At 69.1% G+C, this 19762-nt stretch carries 20 protein-coding genes; 9 read left to right on the forward strand and 11 right to left on the reverse strand.

What is annotated here, in order from left to right:
• Positions 1 to 20: 20 nt before the first annotated feature.
• Positions 21 to 818, reverse strand: a complete 798-nt coding sequence (locus IEY95_RS16570; RefSeq protein WP_229703016.1) for a hypothetical protein — start codon at positions 816 to 818, stop codon at positions 21 to 23.
• A gap of 1614 nt (positions 819 to 2432) precedes the next feature.
• Between IEY95_RS16570 and IEY95_RS16575 the strand changes: the two genes are divergently transcribed.
• Together IEY95_RS16575 and IEY95_RS16580 are read left to right on the forward strand one after the other, a co-directional pair.
• Complete coding sequence (locus tag IEY95_RS16575; protein ID WP_189186793.1) at positions 2433 to 2639, forward strand: Imm32 family immunity protein; 207 nt, start codon at positions 2433 to 2435, stop codon at positions 2637 to 2639.
• A gap of 834 nt (positions 2640 to 3473) precedes the next feature.
• Positions 3474 to 4730: an MFS transporter gene (locus tag IEY95_RS16580; protein WP_189186946.1), complete on the forward strand. Its 1257-nt coding sequence runs from the start codon at positions 3474 to 3476 to the stop codon at positions 4728 to 4730.
• Positions 4731 to 4771: 41 nt separating this feature from the next.
• Here IEY95_RS16580 and IEY95_RS16585 read toward each other — a convergent pair whose 3' ends face one another.
• Both IEY95_RS16585 and IEY95_RS50395 read right to left on the reverse strand, forming a co-directional pair.
• Complete coding sequence (locus tag IEY95_RS16585; protein WP_189186794.1) at positions 4772 to 5110, reverse strand: hypothetical protein; 339 nt, start codon at positions 5108 to 5110, stop codon at positions 4772 to 4774.
• Positions 5103 to 5429, reverse strand: coding sequence for a choice-of-anchor P family protein (locus IEY95_RS50395; protein ID WP_308429312.1), 327 nt, complete (start codon positions 5427 to 5429; stop codon positions 5103 to 5105). Before IEY95_RS50395 ends, IEY95_RS16585 begins: the two co-directional genes overlap by 8 nt.
• A 291-nt stretch (positions 5430 to 5720) precedes the next feature.
• Between IEY95_RS50395 and IEY95_RS16595 the strand changes: the two genes are divergently transcribed.
• Entirely contained in the window at positions 5721 to 6539 is an 819-nt protein-coding gene (locus IEY95_RS16595) for a hypothetical protein (protein WP_229703018.1), read from the forward strand.
• A gap of 129 nt (positions 6540 to 6668) precedes the next feature.
• On the opposite strand, the gene IEY95_RS16600 is transcribed toward IEY95_RS16595, so the two are convergent.
• Both IEY95_RS16600 and IEY95_RS16605 read right to left on the reverse strand, forming a co-directional pair.
• A complete protein-coding gene (locus IEY95_RS16600) occupies positions 6669 to 7136 on the reverse strand; it encodes an HIT family protein (protein ID WP_189186796.1) in 468 nt (155 codons plus the stop codon).
• Between the two features lie 482 nt (positions 7137 to 7618).
• The gene (locus tag IEY95_RS16605; RefSeq protein ID WP_229703021.1) at positions 7619 to 8122 is read right to left on the reverse strand and encodes a MarR family winged helix-turn-helix transcriptional regulator; all 504 of its coding nucleotides are present in this window, start codon (positions 8120 to 8122) and stop codon (positions 7619 to 7621) included.
• 721 nt (positions 8123 to 8843) lie between these two features.
• On the opposite strand from IEY95_RS16605, the gene IEY95_RS16610 reads away from it, so the two are divergent.
• Together IEY95_RS16610 and IEY95_RS16615 are read left to right on the forward strand one after the other, a co-directional pair.
• Complete coding sequence (locus tag IEY95_RS16610) at positions 8844 to 9614, forward strand: SDR family NAD(P)-dependent oxidoreductase (RefSeq protein WP_189186798.1); 771 nt, start codon at positions 8844 to 8846, stop codon at positions 9612 to 9614.
• Positions 9615 to 9695: 81 nt separating this feature from the next.
• Positions 9696 to 9830, forward strand: a complete 135-nt coding sequence (locus IEY95_RS16615) for a nuclear transport factor 2 family protein (protein WP_189186799.1) — start codon at positions 9696 to 9698, stop codon at positions 9828 to 9830.
• A 217-nt stretch (positions 9831 to 10047) separates the two neighbouring features.
• Here the strand turns inward: IEY95_RS16615 and IEY95_RS16620 are convergent, their stop codons facing one another.
• The 6 genes from IEY95_RS16620 to IEY95_RS16645 form a co-directional block, all read right to left on the reverse strand.
• The gene (locus IEY95_RS16620; RefSeq protein WP_189186800.1) at positions 10048 to 10413 is read right to left on the reverse strand and encodes a nitrile hydratase accessory protein; all 366 of its coding nucleotides are present in this window, start codon (positions 10411 to 10413) and stop codon (positions 10048 to 10050) included.
• Positions 10410 to 11009 carry a nitrile hydratase subunit alpha gene (gene nthA, locus IEY95_RS16625; RefSeq protein ID WP_189186801.1) on the reverse strand — a complete coding sequence of 200 codons (600 nt, stop codon included), beginning with the start codon at positions 11007 to 11009 and terminating at the stop codon, positions 10410 to 10412. Before nthA ends, IEY95_RS16620 begins: the two co-directional genes overlap by 4 nt.
• Positions 11006 to 11692 (reverse strand): nitrile hydratase subunit beta, encoded by a 687-nt coding sequence (gene nthB, locus IEY95_RS16630; RefSeq protein ID WP_308429313.1) that lies wholly within the window; start codon positions 11690 to 11692, stop codon positions 11006 to 11008. Before nthB ends, nthA begins: the two co-directional genes overlap by 4 nt.
• A 310-nt stretch (positions 11693 to 12002) precedes the next feature.
• On the reverse strand, positions 12003 to 12812 hold the full coding sequence (locus tag IEY95_RS16635; protein ID WP_189186948.1) for a class I SAM-dependent methyltransferase: 810 nt from the start codon (positions 12810 to 12812) through the stop codon (positions 12003 to 12005).
• Positions 12813 to 13153: 341 nt separating this feature from the next.
• Positions 13154 to 14395: an MFS transporter gene (locus tag IEY95_RS16640; RefSeq protein ID WP_189186803.1), complete on the reverse strand. Its 1242-nt coding sequence runs from the start codon at positions 14393 to 14395 to the stop codon at positions 13154 to 13156.
• 183 nt (positions 14396 to 14578) lie between these two features.
• Positions 14579 to 15517, reverse strand: coding sequence for a LysR family transcriptional regulator (locus IEY95_RS16645; protein ID WP_189186804.1), 939 nt, complete (start codon positions 15515 to 15517; stop codon positions 14579 to 14581).
• 143 nt (positions 15518 to 15660) lie between these two features.
• On the opposite strand from IEY95_RS16645, the gene IEY95_RS16650 reads away from it, so the two are divergent.
• From IEY95_RS16650 to IEY95_RS16665, 4 genes are read left to right on the forward strand one after another with little or no spacing between them, the layout of a single operon-like run.
• Complete coding sequence (locus tag IEY95_RS16650; RefSeq protein ID WP_189186805.1) at positions 15661 to 16656, forward strand: fumarylacetoacetate hydrolase family protein; 996 nt, start codon at positions 15661 to 15663, stop codon at positions 16654 to 16656.
• Positions 16653 to 17615 (forward strand): cyclase family protein, encoded by a 963-nt coding sequence (locus tag IEY95_RS16655; protein ID WP_189186806.1) that lies wholly within the window; start codon positions 16653 to 16655, stop codon positions 17613 to 17615. The genes IEY95_RS16650 and IEY95_RS16655 overlap by 4 nt, the downstream gene beginning before the upstream one ends.
• A gap of 23 nt (positions 17616 to 17638) precedes the next feature.
• The gene (locus tag IEY95_RS16660) at positions 17639 to 18769 is read left to right on the forward strand and encodes an FAD-dependent oxidoreductase (RefSeq protein ID WP_189186807.1); all 1131 of its coding nucleotides are present in this window, start codon (positions 17639 to 17641) and stop codon (positions 18767 to 18769) included.
• Entirely contained in the window at positions 18766 to 19761 is a 996-nt protein-coding gene (locus IEY95_RS16665; RefSeq protein ID WP_189186808.1) for an amidohydrolase family protein, read from the forward strand. Before IEY95_RS16660 ends, IEY95_RS16665 begins: the two co-directional genes overlap by 4 nt.
• Position 19762 lies beyond the last annotated feature (1 nt).

Raw genomic sequence — 19762 nt, forward strand, 5'->3', positions numbered from 1 at the left:
GCGCCGCTCCAGTTGTGACCTCATCCGGCCCCCATTGCTGCCCGGCCGGGTCCGCCCACCGGCGGCGGTGGCGGGGGTACGCGCGGGGTGGTCGGGGCGTCGTCATCCAAGTCGCCGCGGACGGCGGCGATGGCGAACGCCACCATGGAGGCCAGGAGGAGCAGCGCGATCGGCCCCCAGATCGCGGGGATCGCCCACATCGGCCAGCCGTTGGCCGCCTGCGCCCAGAGTGTCAGGATGGCTGCGACGCCCATGCCGACGCCGTGCCATCGCACCACAGTCGCTGCTTTCGCGTGACGCCCGTTGCCCCGCGCGAAGAGAGTCCACAGCGCGCCGACCAGGCCGGTCAAGCCGAACGAGATGCAGGCGAGCGCGCCGCCGAGCCGGTCCTCGGGCCACTCCAGGGGACCGAAAGACGTCTGCTGGCGCCGTCCTTCGGCGTCCCGTACCTCGATCACCCGCCCGTGCCAGATCAGGCCGACGACCTTGTCTCCCGGCTTCAACTCCGACACCACCGGATCAGTCTGCCGAAACGTCACTTCCCACCGCTTGCCGGAGGGCAGCAGCAACTCCGCCTCCGGCGACGCGCTCCGCTCTCCGCGGTGCGTGTCGGCCTTCCGAACGGTGAATTTCTGATTCCACAGGCACCCGGACGCCTTCACCGGGACAGAGGCACACTCCGCCGCTGCGCGGAACTCCCGCTCCCGCTCCAACGCTCCGCGCATCTCGGAGACCATCGCCACCCCCAGGACCAGAGCCAAGGCAGCGATCAGCAGCCATGCCACGCCCCCTATCGCCTTGCGCTCCCCCGACCCCACCGTGCCTCCTCATCCGTCCCACAGGCTCCCGCACGCGTATTCCAGCACGCCGGCCCCTGGCCGCCCATGCCCGCTACCGGCAGCGCACGACCCACCGCGCTTGCCGGACCAAGGCAATGAGTTTGCCCTTCACCGGACAGCCCTTGGGCGACCGTCCGGTGCCCCGGTCCCGTGACCGGGGCACCGTCGCCGCGGCGGCCGCTTTCCTTACACCGCGACGATGCCCTCCCTGCCTGACCAGGCGGCCGGAGGGCAGTCCTTGGGGAAGTGGCTGACCCATGGTGCCGTCATGCCGCTCGATGATGGGAGGGCCCACACTCGCGCATGCACCGGCATCGTGAGATCCGTTTCGCCGAGGCGTCAGCACTGCGTAAGAACTCGGCGCGGACGTGCCCTCGGCGGACACCTGGGGGGCCGACAAGCGATCCTTGATCTCGTCACCCGACGACGAGCTCGGATCACGCGGCGCGGATTTCCCGCTGCTGCCGCACTTCGAGAGGGCATCGCCACGGTGGTTGGCCGTGCAGGTGTGCTGCCTCGTCAGCGTGCAGTCCTTGGGCGGGGTCCTTGTCCAGCGGTTTCAGCAGAACGGGCGCGAGGTTGTCCGCCCCTTCCCTGGACCTGGCCGGCTGTCGGGTGGCCCTTCCGTTGTGGCGTCCGTCCGCAGGTCAGGTGCCCTACACGGAATGGACGGATATCGCCCCATCGCCTGCTAGCTGAACCCGGAGGGCAGCAGGGCGACTTGCTGCTTCAGAGATTGAAGCCGCTGCTACACAATAGGCACTCAGTGGGAAGGGGTGGACGTGTCACGAAGAGGGAAGATCACGATCATCGTGCTGACGGCAGGGATCGCCGTCTTGGTCCTGTGCGTGCTCTACGGGCCCTACTACTTCATTCGCTGGGCGGACGACCCGGGCGAGTAAGGCGCACGAGACGCCGACCGGGCACCCCGCCGGCGTCTCATCTCGCGATCGAGGCGCCATGGCACTGGACTTCACAGAGCGACCGCGTGCAGAGACCGGCCTCTTGCCCAGCGCGCCCCGAGCTTGCCCTAGATCACCGTTCGGTCAGGGGCGACGTCGCACCGACGCCTTCCGGATCGCCCCGCTCTCCCCGCCCGAGATGGGCGGCGCTGACGAAAAGGCCATGCGGAAGTCCCGGACACGCTGGGCCGATTGAGCCCGTGGTTCCCCAACGGCCGCCTGCCGGGGCTCCGCAGCGCGGGCTGCCTCCTGTATTCGCCGCGGCCGGCCACGCCAGGCGGCGCGCTACGTGCAGCGGTCGGAAGCGAGAAAATCATCCGCGGGTCACAGACACGCCTCCGGCGGGGGGCGCTCACACTCCGGGATGGACGGGGCGCCGTTCGCGAGTGCCGGCCGGAGCGTGGGGAGTGTCGTGGGCTCCCATCCCGACCGCCTGCGCCCCAGTCGGAGCCGAGCAGTCGCGGCCCAGGGCGTCAAGGTCGTTCGTACAGTGGCGCGCTCCACCTTGACACGCTGAACCACGCTCGCTCCACGGTGTGTGGACCGAAGGCGGACGGGACGGGAACTGGGTGCGTGGTGGGTTGCTGGGGAGCCTACGAAGTCCGCCCGAGAGCCGCTGTAGCGTGACGACATGAATGAACCCCGGATCAAGGTGTACGGCTCAGCCACCGAAATCACCGTTGCCGCCAACGCGGCCGGACTGAGGGACCTTGCAGAGCGACTCATCGGTCTGGCTGATCCCGAACTCCGGGACGGGTACCACGAGCATCTTGAGGGCGGCATCAATCTTGAAGACGGATCGATCAGCCTGATCTTGGAACGAAACGAAAAGTTGTAGGACGTACTCGCGCCCAGGGCATGTTGCGTGCCGCTCACGTGCCCGATCCAACGGGGAAACACGGGGAAGACCAGGAGAGCACGGTGTGCCGGCACGAGATCGGCCCCCGACCGGCGGGTCCGGACACCGCCGTGTCGGCCTCGGCCTGCCCCGCCGCGTACCGAGAGCTCAGCCCTGCAGCCGTCCCTGCAGCCGTCCTTACAGCGCGACCGTGGCCCACCGCTGGCTGTGCCTTGTCCGCATCGCTTGGCGCAGTTGAGCGACCAGGTCACGCAGCCAGCTGTCCTCGCAGTGGCGGCCAGATTGGCCCACAGGTGTCCGACGGTTTCCCGGGCGACTTTCGCCCAGTCCAACTTCATCGTGCGGAAGTGGGTCAACAGGAACATCACTTGTGAGGCGTTGGCTGCCTCACCTGAAGAAGCGTGGCGGGTGCCGTGATTTCCGGACTTCTCCACGTGTGGGGGGTGGTGGTTCCCCGTGCTGCCGGGTCACCCGATCGCCCGCCGGTGCGGGCGCGGGAGGCGGCCAGGCCGTCCACGGTGCGTTCGAGATTCAAAACCTGTTCGAACTCGACGACGGGGCCAAGGATTTGGAGGAGCATCCGCCGGCTGCGGTGGAGGCGTCGATGCCCTGGTCGAGAACGACCAGGTCGACGCCGCCCCTCTGAAGGGCCTTGGCGAGTCGACGAGGTTCTCCGGGGAGCGGCCGAGCCCGTCGAGGTCGGTGACCACGATCTGGTCTCCTCAGGGGTCGACGAGGAGGGCCTTGTCGAGTCCGGCGACTGAACCCCATGATGTTTGCGTGAACATCCGATCGGACGGGAACGCGCCGCGGATACCCGCCGGGTTGGTCGCCCTCGGGCTCGGCAGCTTCGGGATCGGCCTGACCGAGTTCGTGATCGCCGGCCTGTTACCCCAGGTGAGCCGCGACCTGGGCGTATCCGAGGCCGCGGCCGGCTGGCTCATCTCGGGATACGCCCTCAGCGTCGCCATCGGCGCGATCCTGCTGACCGCCGCCACCACCCGCATCCACCGCAAGGCCGTCCTCGTCGGGTTGGTGGCATTGTTCGTCCTCGGCAACCTGCTGTCCGCCGTCGCACCCACCTACGCCGTGGCGCTGCTCGGCCGCGTCGTCGCCGCCCTGTGCCACGGCTCCTTCTTCGGCATCGGCTCGCTCGTCGCCCGCCGCATGGTCCCGCCGGAGCGGGCCTCGCGAGCGGTCGCCGTGATGTTCGCCGGGCTGACAGTCGCCAACGTGCTGGGCGTGCCGTTCGGCGCCCTGATCGGCGAACGCTGGGGCTGGCGCGCCACGTTCTGGGCGATCACCGGGATCGGGGTGCTGGCCCTGGCCGCCATCGCCATGTGCGTCCCGGCCTGGGCGGGCGCCGTGGACGGGGCCCACCGGGCGGCCGGCCTGCGCCCCCAGCTACGCGCCTTCCGCTCCCGGCAGGTCTGGCTGACCCTCACCGCCACCGCCCTCAGCTACGGCGGCATGTTCGGAGCGTTCAGCTACATCGCCTACACCTTCACCGAGGTCACCGGCTTCTCCAGCTCCGACGTCGCCTGGCTGCTCGTCGTCTACGGCAGCGGCCTGGTGATCGGCAACATCGCCGGCGGCCGGGCGGCCGACCGCAACCGCGACCGCACGCTGATCGCATCGCTGGCGGGACTCGCCGCCACGCTCACGGCGTTCGGACTGCTGGCCGACGGGCGCGTCACGTCGGTGATCCTGGTCTTCCTGATGGGCGTCTTCGGATTCGCCGGCGTCCCCGGCATGATCACCCGTGTCACGGACGCCGCCGGCGGCGCACCGCTCGCCGCCAGCGCCAACGTCTCGGCCTCCAACGTCGGCAACGCCCTGGGCGCCTGGCTCGGCGGCCTCGCGATCAGTGCCGGCCTGGGCTACACCGCGCCGCTCTACGTGGGCGCCACAGTGGTGGCGCTCGGCCTCGCCGTGATGGCGGTGACCGCGCGCACCGGGCGCGCCGCATCATCTCCGTCGGCCGGCTCGGAGCAGGCGACTGGTCACGCCTGGCCGGACCGGGAACGCCAGACAGCACGAGCCGGCAGCCGTCCGGGTCCTCGACGGTGACGCCCCCTGAGTGCCCAACCGTGTTCATGCCTGCGCCCCCCTCAGAGGGCGACCGGCGAGGTGTCGTCGCCGAGCAAGAGGTGCACCTGCGTCAGCAGTCGTTCCTCCAGGACCGACGCGAAGATGGCGGCTCGGGTGGCGGCGGGATGGCTGGGCGGCCAGATCCCGCGGCGGAAAACGCAGCGGCGACCACGGAACAGCACCACCGCGGTGGCGGCGACGACCACGTCGCCGGTGGCGCCGGGCACGGCATCGCAGGTGAGCGATTCGAGTTTGCCGCCCCGTCGTTCGCACAGATCCTGAACAGCCCGCAGGGCGGGCTGCAGGAATACGTCCGCGTATTCCTCCAGCCCGCCCCAGGCGGCGTGATCGTCAGTCACCGCAGTTGTGGATCGCAGTGTCCGTGGAGGCCAGGATGACCTCACCGCTGTCGGCGGGAAGGACGAGGTGGACGCCGTTGGCCTTGAGGCCGGTATCGGCGCCGGTCGAGGGCAGTTGTTCGTTCACCACGAGACGGCCACCTCCGGCGAGCGGGATCTCTGTATTCGGATCACCCGACACAGTAACCGGAACTCCTGCGACCTTCAGGTGAGCGTGATGCTGCCCATGGCCGTGCCGCACTCGCTGCTGGAGGTCGCGGTGAGCCCGGACACCTCGATGAGCGGCACACCGGTGTTCTGTCCCGGGCTCCGCGATCATTGCGGGACAGCCCTTGGTTCGAGGCACATTTCGACACCGGATGTCCCGTGTGACACGGCCGCTGGACGAATTGCCACTGGAGTTGGACTGGACAAGGGCCGGTAGAGTAGTGATCTTCGGGCTGCTTGGCTCCCGGAGTCCTAGAGACGACTGCCCATGAATCTCCGCCCCAAGACTGCTGGTTCCGATGCCGCGATACACCACGTATGGCGGCTTCCCGCTGCGGATGCCGTGCGGGGGCACCGAGCCCTTTGGTGGAGCGTCGGGCCCGCTGGGGAGCTTGCGGTCCTGTTGGTCCACCGGCGGTACCTTGATCACAACCGCTACGTCAAGGGGTGGATCGGGTGGGGGCCGGAAGTCCCGTTCCCGGGTGAGCTGGTCACCGTCACAGGACAGGAGGAGCGGCGCATCCTGGTGAAGGACATTCGGATTCGGCCCAGTCACTTGGCCCTGCTCCCGGATTCCCGATTCCTGCTGGTGAGCGGCCGTACGTTCCGGAACGAGACCGAGGGCCCCTGGGCACCCAACGCTGTGGTGTTCTCCCCATCAGGTACACCTGAGGCCGAGTTCTGCGTCGGTGATGACATTCCCGCCCTGGTCACCGACGTCCACGGAGGCATCTGGACGGCTTACGGCGATGAGGGCATCTACGGCGGCCACCCCGAGTCAGGAGCAGGCCTCGCGGGGTGGAACACCCAGGGCCAGACCTCCTGGGCTCCCCAGGGTCGGCTGCCCGACCACCCACTGGAAGGCTGCACCGCCGCGACTGAGAACGAACAGGTATGGCTCGTCTGGTACTCCGGCAACGGTAGAGGCGGCACCTTCCTGACACGGATCACTCCGTCCACCGGCGACGTTGCCAGCTATCCCAGCCCCGTCCCCGGCCCAGACGGATTCGCGGTCCGCGGCAACAGGGCAGTACTCACCCGCCGAGACCACAACAAGCGGTCCGTTGAGCTCATACGTGCCGAGTTCAACGGCACCACGTGGGCAGTAACCAGCCGCCGTCGGCTGCGGGTACCCGGTCGAGTCGTCATGCGCTGCGGCCAAGGCCGCGACGGTTCCCTCTGGCTCCGCACGGGCAACACCTGGCTGCGCATAGAAGCATGAACACCCCGGCGACACCTCGGGCGATCCAACTGCGATGCCCGTCACAGCGCACGGCGCTGCGAGCGATGTCCGCCGCCTCCGTGTGGCTATGTGCGTGAGTTGTGGCTCGGGCTCACCTTGTCCGGTCCGTTACGGGGCAAAAGGCTCAGGAAGTAGGTGGGTGCGAAGAGAGTGCACGATCTCATCTACAACCGCAGCGGGCACCTGTTGTTGTTCAGGCTGCCTGAGCAAACCGAAGACACGAGGGCCTCGCAGTTGCTGGGGAAGGTCGAGCATGCGCGGCATGATGTGGAAGTGCACGTGGGCGAACCCTTCGACCTCGGCGAACTGCGCAACGTAGGTCTTGACGCATCCAGTCACGTCACGGAGAGCCCGAGACAACCTCACCTGCCACATTCCCAGCGTCTCGGCCTCCATGTCCGTGAGTTCGTGGATGGCGGTGACATGGCGGCGGGGCAGCAGCACCAGCCACCCCGGCAGCGCCGTATCGAAAGCATGGGCTATCCGCCAATGCTGATCCACGACAATGCGCTCGCGTAGCGGCAGATCGGCGAGCTTCTCTTCCTGACCGCACGTGTAGCAACTGGGTGTCGTCATGCCTGGAATCGTACGGCTTTGCGTTGCCCGGTCGTCTGCCCCATGCGCCGGCCGATCCGACCCGGCGCTACCGCCTCGCCGAGATCCGCGACAAGACAACCTGATCGCCCGGATCGCCGACGCCGAACGGGAAGGCAGGATCGGCGAATTCGAAGGAATCCGCCTCAGCCTCGCCGGCGCCCAGGAGAAGCACAAGCAACTGGGCACCCGAGGCAGCACGGCGATTGACCGCTCTGGACATCGGCATGCCTTGCGTTCGGACAAATCGCCACACGAGCCAGCGAAATCACAGCGCCACGGCAGGGTGGACAGAGCTGCTGATCCACGTTGCTGGATCAATACAGAGCCCGAGGGGTGACCGTCCCCCGCCGACCTCACGCACCTAGTAGGCGACTGGGGGAATCGAGTGACGCGGCAGCGGGCTGTGCCGAGGCCACCCACTGGTGCCCGCATGCGATCGCGGGGTCGGTGGCCGGCTGCATCTAGGACGGCGTCTGGCCGGTCTGGCCCTCCGAAAGCGCGTCGCCCGGGGTGGCTGTTTTCTGGAAGGCCTTGGCCAGCATGGCCAGGTCGATGCCGTTCAGATGGTCGACGAAGTTGCGGCGCACGCTCGCGAGGTTGATCGGCCAGGCCTCTTCCAGCTGCGCGAAGCCCGCGTCGGTGAGGACGGCGTACGCGATCCTGGCGTCCTTGTCGCTTTTGACGCGTCGGACGAGACCTTGGCTCTCCAGGTGACCGGCGAGTCGGGACATCCCGCTCAGGGACAGCTCACAGGCAGTCGCGAGTTCGCTCATGCGCAGCCGTCGGTCCCGGGCCTCGGACAGGTGCATGAGCGCGGTGTAGTCGATGAGTGGCATCTGAAGTTCCCGTCGCATGTCCAGGTCGATGGCGCGCGGGAGGGCATACATCACCCTGCTCAGCGCGCGGACGACGGCTTCTTCGGCGGCACTGAGCGGCTGGGGGCGCTTGTCTGTGGAGTCGTTCACGTCACCCATATTACTTCCTTGACGAAGGAATTAATACGAGGCAAGGTTGCTTGACGTAACAACCAAAAGAGGCTCCGATCGGAGTGCCGCCCGGTACGGCGGACCCGTCGGGCCCGGCGCCCAGTCGCCAGACACCCGGAGAGCCGAACAGCCATGGTCGATGCCTTCAGCCCGATCGAACTGGGCAGCGCGACGCCTGCCAACCGTTTCGCCCTGACCCCCCGCAACCGTGGGGCGGCAGAAGGGACCGCCACCCCGCAGATGGCCGAGTACCACCGTCAGCGGGCGTCCGCCGGCCTGATCGTGACCGGCCTTCATCGACCTGCGCGAGTGGCCGGGGCGGCGGGCTCTGACCCGGGAGCTGCGGGCGCTGTGGCCCGGCAAGCTCGTCGTCAATCCGCACGCGGCGGAGGCACCCCGCCCGCCGCGCGAGGAGGCCCAGGACGCCCTGGACTCCGGCCTCGCCGATGTCGTCGCGTTCGCCTCAACCTTCCTGGCCAAACCCGACCTACCGCGACGCATCGCGCAGGCCGGCCCCACAACGAGCCGGACCCGGCCACCTTCTACGGCGGCGCCACCGGCTACACGGACTACCCCTTCCTGGAGGGCTGAGCTCGCCCCGGCACGGCGACCGTCAGCTCACCGGCACATCACACACTTTCGGCCCGGCAGCGCCTACAGCACGGCCGGACCGAATACACCGCAAGAAAGAGAGAGAACCATGCGAGGACTGCAAGACAAGGTGGCCATCGTCGCGGGAGCCGCGGCAGGGAACATCGGCGGCGCGACCGCGATACGCCTGGCGGAAGAAGGCATGAGGGTTGTGGCGGCCGACCTCAACGAAGCCAACGCCAAGGCCGTCGCAGACACAATCACCGCCGCCGGTGGAACCGCGGTGGCCAAGGCGTTCGACATCACGGACGAGTCGTCGTACAAGGAGCTGATCAGCTTCACGGTGGAGCGCTTCGGCGGCCTGCACGGCCTGTACAACGTGGCCGCCGACCTCTCCCCGCGAACCCTCGGCAGGGACGCCGACGTCACCTCCGTCCCGCTGGACGTCTGGCACCACACCATCGACGTCACCCTGACCGGCTACATGTACGGCATCCGCCACGCCCTGCCGATCATGATGAAGCAGGGCACCGGATCCATCGTGAACACCATGTCCAGCGCGGTGTGGATGGGCGAGGACGTACGTGTCGCTTACCAGGCCGCCAAGAGCGGCCTGGTAGGGCTCACCCGGCACACTGCGACGGTCGGCGGCAAGCATGGTGTCCGTGCCAATCTGGTCTCCCCCGGCGTGATCCTCACCGGCGCCGCCCTCGCGTCGACCGATGAGAAGTTCCGCGAGGAGATCCTGGCGACCGTACGGTCGCCGCGACTGGGCGTGCCGGAGGATCTCGCCGGAACCGTGGCGTTCCTGTTCTCCGACGACGGCGCCTACGTCAATGGTCAGTCGTTCCTCGTCGACGGCGGGGCCAACTTCACCTGATCCCCGGAGCCGGAACGCCGCACCCAAGGGCAGGCGTTCCGGCCCACACCGTCCATGCGCACACGACACGGGAGCTTTCACATGGGCGACGAACACCAGATACAGCAGGTGCCGGCCCGCTATGCCCGGGCGGTCAACCGCCGCGACGCAGCGGCACTGGCGATGCTGTTCGACCCTGACGGCAGGTTCGACATCGCCTGGGACTCCTTGCGCTGACAGGTCATCAGGAGATTGAGGACGCTGCGGCGGGCCAGGGAACGCTCGTCAACGGCACGCCGAACCGGGAGGACCTCAGCCCGCCTCGTAGAGGCAGACGGCCCGTCCTTCCGACGGTCGCCGTACGGACCAGCTTCAAGTCACCGGATGGTCGGGGTCGTCGGAAGCGTCAGAAGACGGTGATTCGCAGGGGAGAACGTCGAGAGGGCGCTGCGGGTCAATGTGGGTGGTCGTGGTCGTCGGGGTGGTCACGGTGGTCGTGGCCTTGGGGGCGCTGTGCCAGGGCGTGGGTGCGTGTGGTGACCTCGTCCGTGGACACGGCGCGCAGGCCGACGAGTACGTCTTCGAGGGCGGCCAGCCAGAGCCGGTAGTAGTTGTAGGGCTGGTCCTGGTCCGCTCCGGCTTCCCAGGCGGCGATCCGGGCGATCAGCGCGGCCTGGAATTCCGGCCAGGTGAAGGCGCCCGCCTCGTAGAGGCAGACGGCCATGCCGAAGGCGCGGCTCTCCCACGGCTCGGCGAACACCAACTCGCCATTGGAGCGGGGCGGTGCGGCCGGGCCCTCGATGTCCAGGGGCGCGGTCATGGTGCGCCGACCTTCGCCACGCCGACCATCGCGTCCCGGCTCACCAGCGGCACGAGCTCTTCCTCGGTCAGGTGCTCAGTGCCGGCCGGACGCTCGGGCAGGACCAGCCAGCGGACCTCGCTGGTGGAGTCGCGGACGGTGATCTGCACGTCGTCGGCGAGGTCGAGTCCCATCTCTGACAGCACCGTGCGCGGCTCCTTGACGATTCGCGAGCGGTAGGCGGGGTCCTTGTACCAGCTCGGCGGCAGGCCGAGCACCGGCCACGGGTAGCAGGAGCACAGCGTGCACACCACGACGTTGTGGGTGGTCGCGGTGTTCTCGACGACCACGATGTGCTCGCCTTGCGCCCCCGAGAAGCCCAACTCCTTGATGGCAGCGGTGCCGTCGTCGAGCAGCCGCTGCCGGTAGTCCGGGTCGGTCCATGCCTTGGCGACGACCTTGGCGCCGTTGAGCGGGCCCACGTTGGTCTCGTATTCGGTGATGATCCCGTTCATCACCTTCGGGTCGATCAGGCCCCGTTCGGTGAGTAGCTGCTCAAGCGCCTCGGTGCGCAAGGCCACGGAAAGGGTCTCGTCCGGCCCGCCGGTGGTGGTCATGAGATTGTCTCCAGGTAGCTCTCGTACAGCTCTGCGGTGAGTGCGAAGGGTTCGGAGTCGGAGCCCCACACTTCGCGGGAGTCGAACCGCACCGTGTAGACGTGCTGCGGGTTCTCGCCCTGGAAGTGGGCGTTGGTGTCCGGCAGCACGGCGGCGGGCTGGATGCGCTCGACAACTCCGGTATGTCCCCGCACATAGCCTGGCAGCCTGGTGTGCCCGGGCGGCGACATGTCCTTGGCGCGGACAGGCTTACCGACGGTGAAGGCCGGCGCGGAGTCCACGGTGCGCAGCGAGCCCTCGGCGGTCCGCATGTAGTCGGGCCGGGCGGGCTCCGGGATCGGTGGTTCCTCAACATCTTCGCCACGCAGGTTGCGGGCGCGGGCGTCGATCGCGGACGGCGCCAGGATGGCGCTTTCGGTGAGCATCAGTTCCGCGCCGTTGATCCAGCGGCCGAAATAGCCGTCGTCCAGGTAGGCGGCGCGGTCGAGGCGCTCCAGTGCGTGCCGGAAGGCGTCCAGGTTGACGCCGCCGAACGCAACGCGGCTGGAGAGAATCGCGAGCGCGAATGCCCGGCCCTGCCAGGGCTCCTCGAAGACCGGTTCGTCCCTTCTCGGCGGGTGCATGGGGCCCCAACCCGGGGTGCCCCCCATATCGGCAATACCGTCCATGGCATAACCTCTCATATGAGTGCAATAGCGAACACACTTACTCGAATTTTAAGCAAGCGGTGCCCCTGGTGCTATGGCAGAGAAAGGGGAGGCCGCGGTGGCGGACCCGGCGAAGAACCGGGTCCCGATCGACGACACCACCAGCGGCGGCGCCGTGACCGTCGGCAGTGTCAGCGGCGGCTGCACACGATCGAGGGGCGGCCCGGGAAAGGGAACTCGGGCCGGAAACCAGCAGTGGCGGGCGAAGAGATCTTCAGCGCCTTCAACCGCGCCCCCCCTCAGCGGATCGCACAGGCTACATGCCGGGCCAATCCAGGCGACCGGGTCAATGACGTGCACGGGCCAGCAAGGCCGCATGCGGCAGCGTGAGCACACCGTCCGGACCGGCAAACTCCGTGCTGAGCAGATCAAAGTGGCGCTTGATTTCGGCGCGTACCTGAGGGGTCTGGCTCTGCACCATCTGTCCGCCAAATGCCACACCGGCCGCAGGACCGCTCCACCATTCCTCGGCGGTGGCGCGGTGGCCCCAACGCAGCGTCTCGCAGGCCGCCTCACGCAGCCCCGCTGACTCCATCAGGCCCGTCAGGCCACTCTCGTCACGGGGAAAGTCCTCTTCTCGGGCGAGGCCCGCGGGCAGGTGTGGTGGGCGCACGGCACCGGCCGCTTGGATCGCGCGGCCGAGCAGGGCGTGTCCCGGTGCCGGCGGTGCCGCCCATATCGTCAGCGCAATCCGCCCGTCCGGCCTCACAACACGGCGCAGTTCGGTCAGGGCACCCTTGGGTTGGCCCACGTGGTTCAGCACAAAGTTGCCCACCACGGCATCGAACTCTCCGTCATCGAAGGGAAGCTCGGGCAGGACGGCGACACGCACATCAGCCCCGGGCACGGACAACCTGGCCAGATCGACCATGCTGGGCTCCGAATCCACGGCCGTCACCGTCGCGCCCCGGGCACACCCTGCAGCAGCGACCGTGCCCGGCCCAGTCCCCACATCCAGCATCCGCACGCCCGGTCCAACCTCAGCGGCGTCGAGCAACTGCGGCACCGGGTAAGCGCACAACTTGGCGAAGCTTCCGGCATAAGCAGCACCCCGGCCGGCCCACATCAGCCGCTCACTCTTATCGAAGCCCGTCACCGACACCGGCACTCTCCCCCGACCTGACCGAAGATCAACGCGATGCCTCGACCCTAACCCACCGTCTGAACAGCGACCTCTGGGAGGCGGCCGTTGCCGGCGCTCCTGGGGCAAGCGGCTGTGCTCGGCAGGAAGCTGCCCAAGTACGGAGATCCCTGCTCAGCTCGTCCGAGAGTCGGCCAGGCAACCGTCGGGGCTCTCCCCCGGCGCTCCCTGCCGCGCGGGTCAAGTCTTCGATCGTCACCATCCGAGAGCACGAACGGTGGCGCCCCATGCCTGCGGGTGCCCAACTGCCTCGAACTGGTCCGGCCGCGGCCCTTCTCCGCAGAAGGGCGTCGGAATCACTGCGGCAGGGGACTCCGCTCCGTCGCCGCCACTCGACGACGGGCGCCGAGCAGGAGCCCGGCTACGGTGATCGCTGAAGCCAGGCCGAGCAGGCCGACAGCGGCAGCCAGGCTTCCAACGGCCGATTCCAGACCGATCAGCACGAGCGGGCAGACGAATTCGCCGGCGAAGAACGCGGCCGTCCACAGGCCGGTGCCGCGGCCACGGTCGGCGTAGTCGAGCCTGGACATCGCCGCCGTGAGCAGTGAGGGAAGCAGGACGCCGGTGCCTAGGCAGTTGACCACCCCACCGGTGATCAGGAGTGCCGGGGAGCCGGACAAGCCGATCATGGCGAATCCGACGGCGCACAGCGCGAAGACCGCAGGCAGTCTGCCTTCTGGGTTGCCCGGCAGCTTGGTGAAGGCGATCGAACCCGCAACGGTGGCCGCGCTGGTGAGCGCGGTCGCCAGACCGATGACCCCGGTGGACTTCACTCCTTGGCCGTCGAGCAGGTACGCCATTTCGACGGGCACGGTGTAGAAGACCATGGCCCCGAACACCGTCAGCGCGCAGATGCCCGCGAGGCGGCGTACGGGGAACGGGCGCGTCTCCCCTGCCGGTTCATCAGCACTGGCTCCGGCCGACCGGTGCTTGGACAGGGCCGCGGCCATGGCGGGAGCGAGCAGCAGACCGATGGCGTAGAGCCAGAAGGGGGCGCGCCAGCCTGCCGAGCCGACCGCGCCACCGATCACAAAGAACGCGGTTGCGGAGACGGACGCGCACATGGTCTGCAGGGCGAGGTAGCGATCCCGCACGCGGCCCGTGTAGTAGTCGCCGATCAGCGTGGTGCAGCAGGTCATGATGGCGGCTTCGGCGATGCCGACCAGGACGCGGCTGGCAACGATCGCACCGAGGGAGTCCAGCCACAGCGGAGCCGTGCCGAACAGCGCGTACAGCACGGTCGCGACGACCAACAGGCGTGTGCGGCCCAGGCGGTCGACGATGACGCCTGCGAACGGGGCCAGCAGGGCGAGTGCGAGCGCAGGCACGGTCAGGACGACGGGGACGAGGGTCTTCGCGGCGGGCACGGACGCGAAGTGCTCCTGCATCGTCGGCAGCACCGGGGCGATCAGGATGGCACCGAGGACGGGCAGACAGCTGCCGGCCATGAGCAGCGCTGCCCGCAGCGGACCCGCGTTCTCGGCGGCGTCCGGGGCAGCGCTGTCGGTGGTTTTGGGCAGGGAAGCGGATCCGGGCATGCGGGACTCCACGAGCGGCGGGAGGGTGCGGAGCCGTACCGCTGTCGTGGCCGTGCCACGTCGCGGGGCGCCGGTGCACCCGAGGGGACTGCGCCCGGGACAGCGGGCGTCAGGAACTGCCCCGACTATGGGGCCGCCCCTCTCCGGTGCCTAGTCCCCCCGCGATCGAAGTGCCGGATCCCTTCATCCACCCAGTGGATGCTCCGGCGTTGTCTCCGGCTGGGACACCGATGCTGCCACCCGTGCGGCGGTCTCGCGGAGCCAGATGTGCGCGGCGTCGTGGGTGTGGACGGGGTGCCACCAGAGGGCTTCGCGAAGGGGGACGGCCTCGTAGGGCGCCGGCATGATCCGTACCGGCGCAACGCCGCGAAGGCGGTGTGCAAGAAGCTCCTGAATCAGGGCGATCCGTCGGGTGCCGGCGACCAGGAAGGGCAGCGACTGGAAGCTGTCGACGGACACCTCGGCCCTCGGTTCGATGCCGAGCATGCCGAGCTGGCGCACCGGTGGGGCGTCGTACGTGCGCTGGTACGTCACCCACGGCAGCCGTGCCAGGTGATCCCGGGTGAGGTGTTCGCCGACCTCGGTGTTGTCCTCGGCCACGAGGAAGACCCACTGGTCCTGGTAGAGCTCGGTGGCGGGGAAGTCGCTGATGATGCCGTGCGGCATGAGCAGGCCGTCGGTGGTGCTGAGCAAGGTGCCGGTCTGCTCCGCGATGCCGGGCGGGGTCTGGATGAAGCGCAGGCGGATCCCCGGTGCCTCGCGGTGGAGGACACGGGCGAGTTCGGCGCCGAACACGGCCACCGCGTAGTCGGAGGCCACCAGGGTGAATTCGTGGTCCTCGACGGCCGGGTCGAAGTCAGCCTGGCTCGTGAAGAGGCGTTCCAGCAGGTCACAGGCGGTCGATGTGCGGTCCAGGAGAACCTGGCCGAGGGCGGTGAGTTCGTAGTGGCCGCCAACGCGGGAGAGCAGGTCGTCGTCGAAGTGGCGGCGCAGCCGGGCCAGGGCTGCGCTCATCGCGGGCTGACTGAGGCCGATGCGCTTGCCTGCGCGGGTGACGTTGAGTTCCTCCAGGAGCGCGCGCAGGGCGACGACGAGGTTCAGGTCGAGGCTGGCCAGGTTCACGGTGCGCTCCTGCTCACGAGTGCTGCGAATGCTGCGAATGCTGCGTCATAAACGGCGCAGATGATCGGTATCCAAGGAATCGATTTCCCAGATTGCGAGATGCGGGGCCAGATTAGTCCCATCGCCATCAGGAGGACACGTTCGTGAAACCCGCAGCCACGTCGGCCCCCTTCGCCGGGCCCTTCGCCCTCGGCACCCTCTCCGCCCCCGGCGAGGCCCCCTTTCCCGCGCTTGTCAGGCCGGACGGCCACGCGCTCGACCTGAGGACAGCCCTCGACGCCCCGACCCTGACGATCCGCGAGCTCCTGGAGCGCTGGCGCGAGCGACTCCCGCGCCTGCACGCGCTCGCGGCTGACGCCACCGGTGAGTGGCAGCCGCTGGACGGCCTGTGCGTACACGCCCCGGTCGAGCCCCGGCAGATCTTCCAGTCGGGTGCCAACTACCGGCAGCACGTGATCGACCTGGAGGTCGCCCACCGCTCCCCCGACGACCCCCGCACGGTCGAAGAGGCGCGCGCGGAGATCGCCGAGATCATGGACCGCCGGGCGGCCGAGGACCTGCCGTACGTCTTCATCGGCCTGCCGAGCGCGATCACGGGCCCGTACGACGATGTCGTACTCCCCTCCTGGGCCCAACAGCCTGACTGGGAGCTGGAGTTGGCGGCCGTAATCGGGAGGCCGGCGTATCAGGTGTCCGTCGAGGAGGCCCTGGAGTACGTCGCCGGGTACACGATCTCCAACGACCTCACCGACCGGGCCACCGTCTTCCGCCGGGACATGAGGGCCATCGGCACGGACTGGCTGCGCAGCAAGAACGCGCCCGGCTTCACCCCGCTCGGCCCGTGGATCGTGCCCGCCAGGTCGATCGCGGATCCGGACGACCTGCGGGTCACGCTGAAGCTGAACGGCGAGACCATGCAGGACGAGTCCACCAAGGACATGATCTTCGGCATCGCCCGGATCGTTTCGTACGCCTCGCAGACGGCCCGGCTCCTGCCGGGTGACCTGGTGTTGACGGGATCCCCGGCCGGCAACGGCATGCACTGGGGGCGGCTGCTGCGCGACGGCGACGTCATGGACGGCACTATCACCGCCCTCGGCGCCCAGCGCACCCGCTGTATCGCGGAGGAGACGCAATGAGCCTGGACCGGCACGACCCCGAGGGCGCGATCGCCGAGGCCGCCAAAGCCTCCTCCAACTGGGGCCGTTGGGGCGAGGACGATGTCCTCGGCACCCTCAATTTCCTCGACGAGGGCAAACGGCGGGAGGGCGCGACTCTCGTCCGGCGGGGTGTGAGCTTCTCCCTCTCGCAGAGCTTCGACATGAACGGCCCGCAGAAAGGCTGGCGTCGGCGTACCAACCCCGTGCACACCATGCTCGACACCGGCACCGACGCGGCCCTCGGCAACCAGGGCTTCCCGCACGGCATCGGCGGCGCCGACGACGTGATCGCGATGCCGTTGCAGTGCTCGACGCAGTGGGACGGGCTCGGGCACATCTTCGACCACGGCCTTGCCTGGAACGGACGGGCGGCCGAGAAGGTCGTCACCTCCGACGGCGACCTGGTCACCGGCATCGAGCACATGGCGCCGTACGTCGCCGGGCGGGGCGTACTCCTCGACGTAGGTCATGTCATCGGCGATGACGGTGAGTTGCCCGACGGCTTCGCCGTCACCGCGGAGCACCTGACCACGACCGCCGAGGCCCACGGGGTGACCGTCGGCCGCGGGGACATCGTCGTCGTACGCACCGGGCGGCTGGCCCGGGCCCGCCGCGAGGGCTGGGGCGACTACGCGGGCGGCGCCTCGCCCGGCCTGTCCTTCACCACAGCCGGCTGGCTGCACGGCACCGAGATCGCCGCAATCGCCACCGACACCTGGGGCTTCGAAGTCCGGCCCAACGAGTTCGACCACGCCTTCCAGCCGCTGCACCAGGTCGCCATCCCCCACATCGGCCTCCTCATCGGCGAGATGTGGGACCTGGAGGCGCTCGCCGCCGACTGCGCGGCCGACGGCGTGTACGAGTTCTGGCTGACCGCCGCACCCCTGCCCATCACCGGAGCCGTCGGCTCCCCGGTCAATCCGATCGCCGTCAAGTAACCGGCGGAACAAGGGAGTTCCCCATGACCAACCCCCGTAGCGTCCTCGTCGTGGGCGGCGGCGCCTCCGGCAACGCCGTCACCATCCTGCTGCGCCGCGCGGGCATCGCCGTGGACCTGATCGAGGCCCAGCCCGACTGGAACGCCACCACCGGCTCCGGCATCACCCTCCAGGGCAACGCCCTTCGCGTCCTGCGCGAACTCGACGTCTGGGAGCAGGTGAACGCCGACGGCTTCCCCTTCGGGTCGCTGGGCGTGACCGCCCCCGACGGCACCGCGCTGTTCGTCAGCGACGACATCCGGACCGGTGGTGACGACTTGCCCGCCACGGTGGGCATGCAGCGCCCCCGGCTGCAGCAGATCCTCATCGACGCCGTCCGCGCCTCCGGCGCCACGGTGCGTCTGGGCACCACCGCCGCGGCCCTGGAACAGGGCTCCGACGGCGTCTTCGTCCGGTTCAGCGACGGTACCGAAAATCGCTACGACCTCGTGATCGCCGCCGACGGCATCAACTCCGCCACCCGCGCCGCGATCGGCATCACCGAGAAACCCGAACCCACCGGCATGGCCATCTGGCGTACCCCCGCCCCACGCCCCGAGGGCGTGACCCGCACCGACCTGAGCTACGGCGGCCAGGCCTATATCGCCGGCTACTGCCCGACCAGCGAGAACACCATCTACGCCTACGTGGTCGAGGCCTGCCGCGACCGCGCCTCCATCGACCCGGCCACGTACGCGGACGAGATGCGTCGGCTCGCGCAGGGCTACGGCGGCTTCTGGCCGGAGATCACCGAGCACATCACCGACCCGGCCAAGGTCAACTACACCTGGTTCGACCAGCTGCTGGTCGAGGGTTCCTGGCACCGCGGCCGTATCGTGCTGATCGGCGACGCCGCGCACTGCTGCCCGCCCACCCTCGCCCAGGGCGCGGCCATGTCCCTGGAGGACGCCTCCGTCCTGTCCGAGCTGCTCATCAGCGGCCGCCCCTGGGACGACGAGCTGTTCCAGGAGTACTACGAGCGCCGTATCCCGCGGGTCCAGGCCGTCGTCGAGGCGTCCGTACAGCTCGGCCAGTGGCAGCTGGACGGCGTGCGCGACGCCGACGTCCCCGGACTGATCGGCCGCACCATGAGCCTCCTCAAGGAACGGCCGTGACCCCCACCGTCGACGTGCACGCCCACGTCCTGCTCCCCGAGGTCGACGCCCTGGTGGCCGGCCACCCCGGACTGGCCGGGGCCCAGGCGCTCGACGCCCGCCGCAACGGCCCCGCAGCCCTCGCCGTCAACGGCCCCATGGTCCGCGAGCGGATCCCCCGGCTGACCGATGTCGCCGTGCGGCTGGCCGCGATGGACGCGCAGGGCGTGGACGTGCAGCTGGTCAGCCCGTCCCCGTCGCACTACCACGCCTGGGCGGACGAGGAGACGGCCGAGAAGCTGTACCGGCTCGCCAACGAGGCCACGGCCGCGCACTGCGCCCAGGAACCCCGTCGGCTGCACGGGCTCGGACTCGTCCCGCTCCAGCACCCGGACCAGGCTACGCACGCCCTTGAACACGCCCTGGACCAGGGCCTGTTGGGTGTCGAGATCTCCAGTCACGCACCGGGGCGCGAGCTGTCCGATCCGGCGTACGCGGCCTTGTGGAGACGGGCCGAGGAGACCGGCGCGATCCTCTTCCTGCACCCCTTCGGCTGCACGCTCGACGAGCGGCTGGACCAGTGGTACCTGTCCAACGTCGTCGGCCAGCCCACCGAGAACGCCGTCGCGCTCTCGCACCTCATCTTCTCCGGCGTCCTGGACCGGCATCCGGAACTGAGGCTGATCGCAGCTCACGGCGGCGGCTACCTCCCCACCCACATCGGCCGCTCCGACCACGCCTGGTCCGCCCGGGCCGACGTCGGCGCCGGGTGCGCCCATCTGCCCAGCAGCTACCTCAAGCGGCTGTACTTCGACTCCCTCGTCCACGACCCGTACGTCCTGCGGGAGTTGATCCGCGCCGTCGGCGCCGACCGTGTCCTGCTCGGCTCCGACTTCCCCTTCGACATGGGCACCGAGGACCCGCTCGGCGCGCTGCGCGCCGCACGCCTGTCCGACGCCGACTTCCACGCCGTACAAGGCGGCAACGCCGCCGCCCTCCTCCCCAAGGAGTGAC

The organism is Streptomyces albiflavescens (genome assembly GCF_014645835.1).
Lineage (GTDB): Bacteria > Actinomycetota > Actinomycetes > Streptomycetales > Streptomycetaceae > Streptomyces > Streptomyces albiflavescens.

Coding starts and splice junctions, on each gene's coding strand:
- nthB (WP_308429313.1), bottom strand. CDS start 11,692: ATGAGAGGTTATGCCATGGACGGTATTGCCGATATGGGGGGCACCCCG.
- IEY95_RS16640 (WP_189186803.1), bottom strand. CDS start 14,395: ATGCCCGGATCCGCTTCCCTGCCCAAAACCACCGACAGCGCTGCCCCG.
- IEY95_RS16660 (WP_189186807.1), top strand. CDS start 17,639: ATGACCAACCCCCGTAGCGTCCTCGTCGTGGGCGGCGGCGCCTCCGGC.
- IEY95_RS50395 (WP_308429312.1), bottom strand. CDS start 5,429: ATGATCGCGGAGCCCGGGACAGAACACCGGTGTGCCGCTCATCGAGGT.
- IEY95_RS16600 (WP_189186796.1), bottom strand. CDS start 7,136: ATGACGACACCCAGTTGCTACACGTGCGGTCAGGAAGAGAAGCTCGCC.
- IEY95_RS16610 (WP_189186798.1), top strand. CDS start 8,844: ATGCGAGGACTGCAAGACAAGGTGGCCATCGTCGCGGGAGCCGCGGCA.
- IEY95_RS16575 (WP_189186793.1), top strand. CDS start 2,433: ATGAATGAACCCCGGATCAAGGTGTACGGCTCAGCCACCGAAATCACC.
- IEY95_RS16615 (WP_189186799.1), top strand. CDS start 9,696: ATGGGCGACGAACACCAGATACAGCAGGTGCCGGCCCGCTATGCCCGG.
- IEY95_RS16620 (WP_189186800.1), bottom strand. CDS start 10,413: ATGACCGCGCCCCTGGACATCGAGGGCCCGGCCGCACCGCCCCGCTCC.
- IEY95_RS16655 (WP_189186806.1), top strand. CDS start 16,653: ATGAGCCTGGACCGGCACGACCCCGAGGGCGCGATCGCCGAGGCCGCC.
- nthA (WP_189186801.1), bottom strand. CDS start 11,009: ATGACCACCACCGGCGGGCCGGACGAGACCCTTTCCGTGGCCTTGCGC.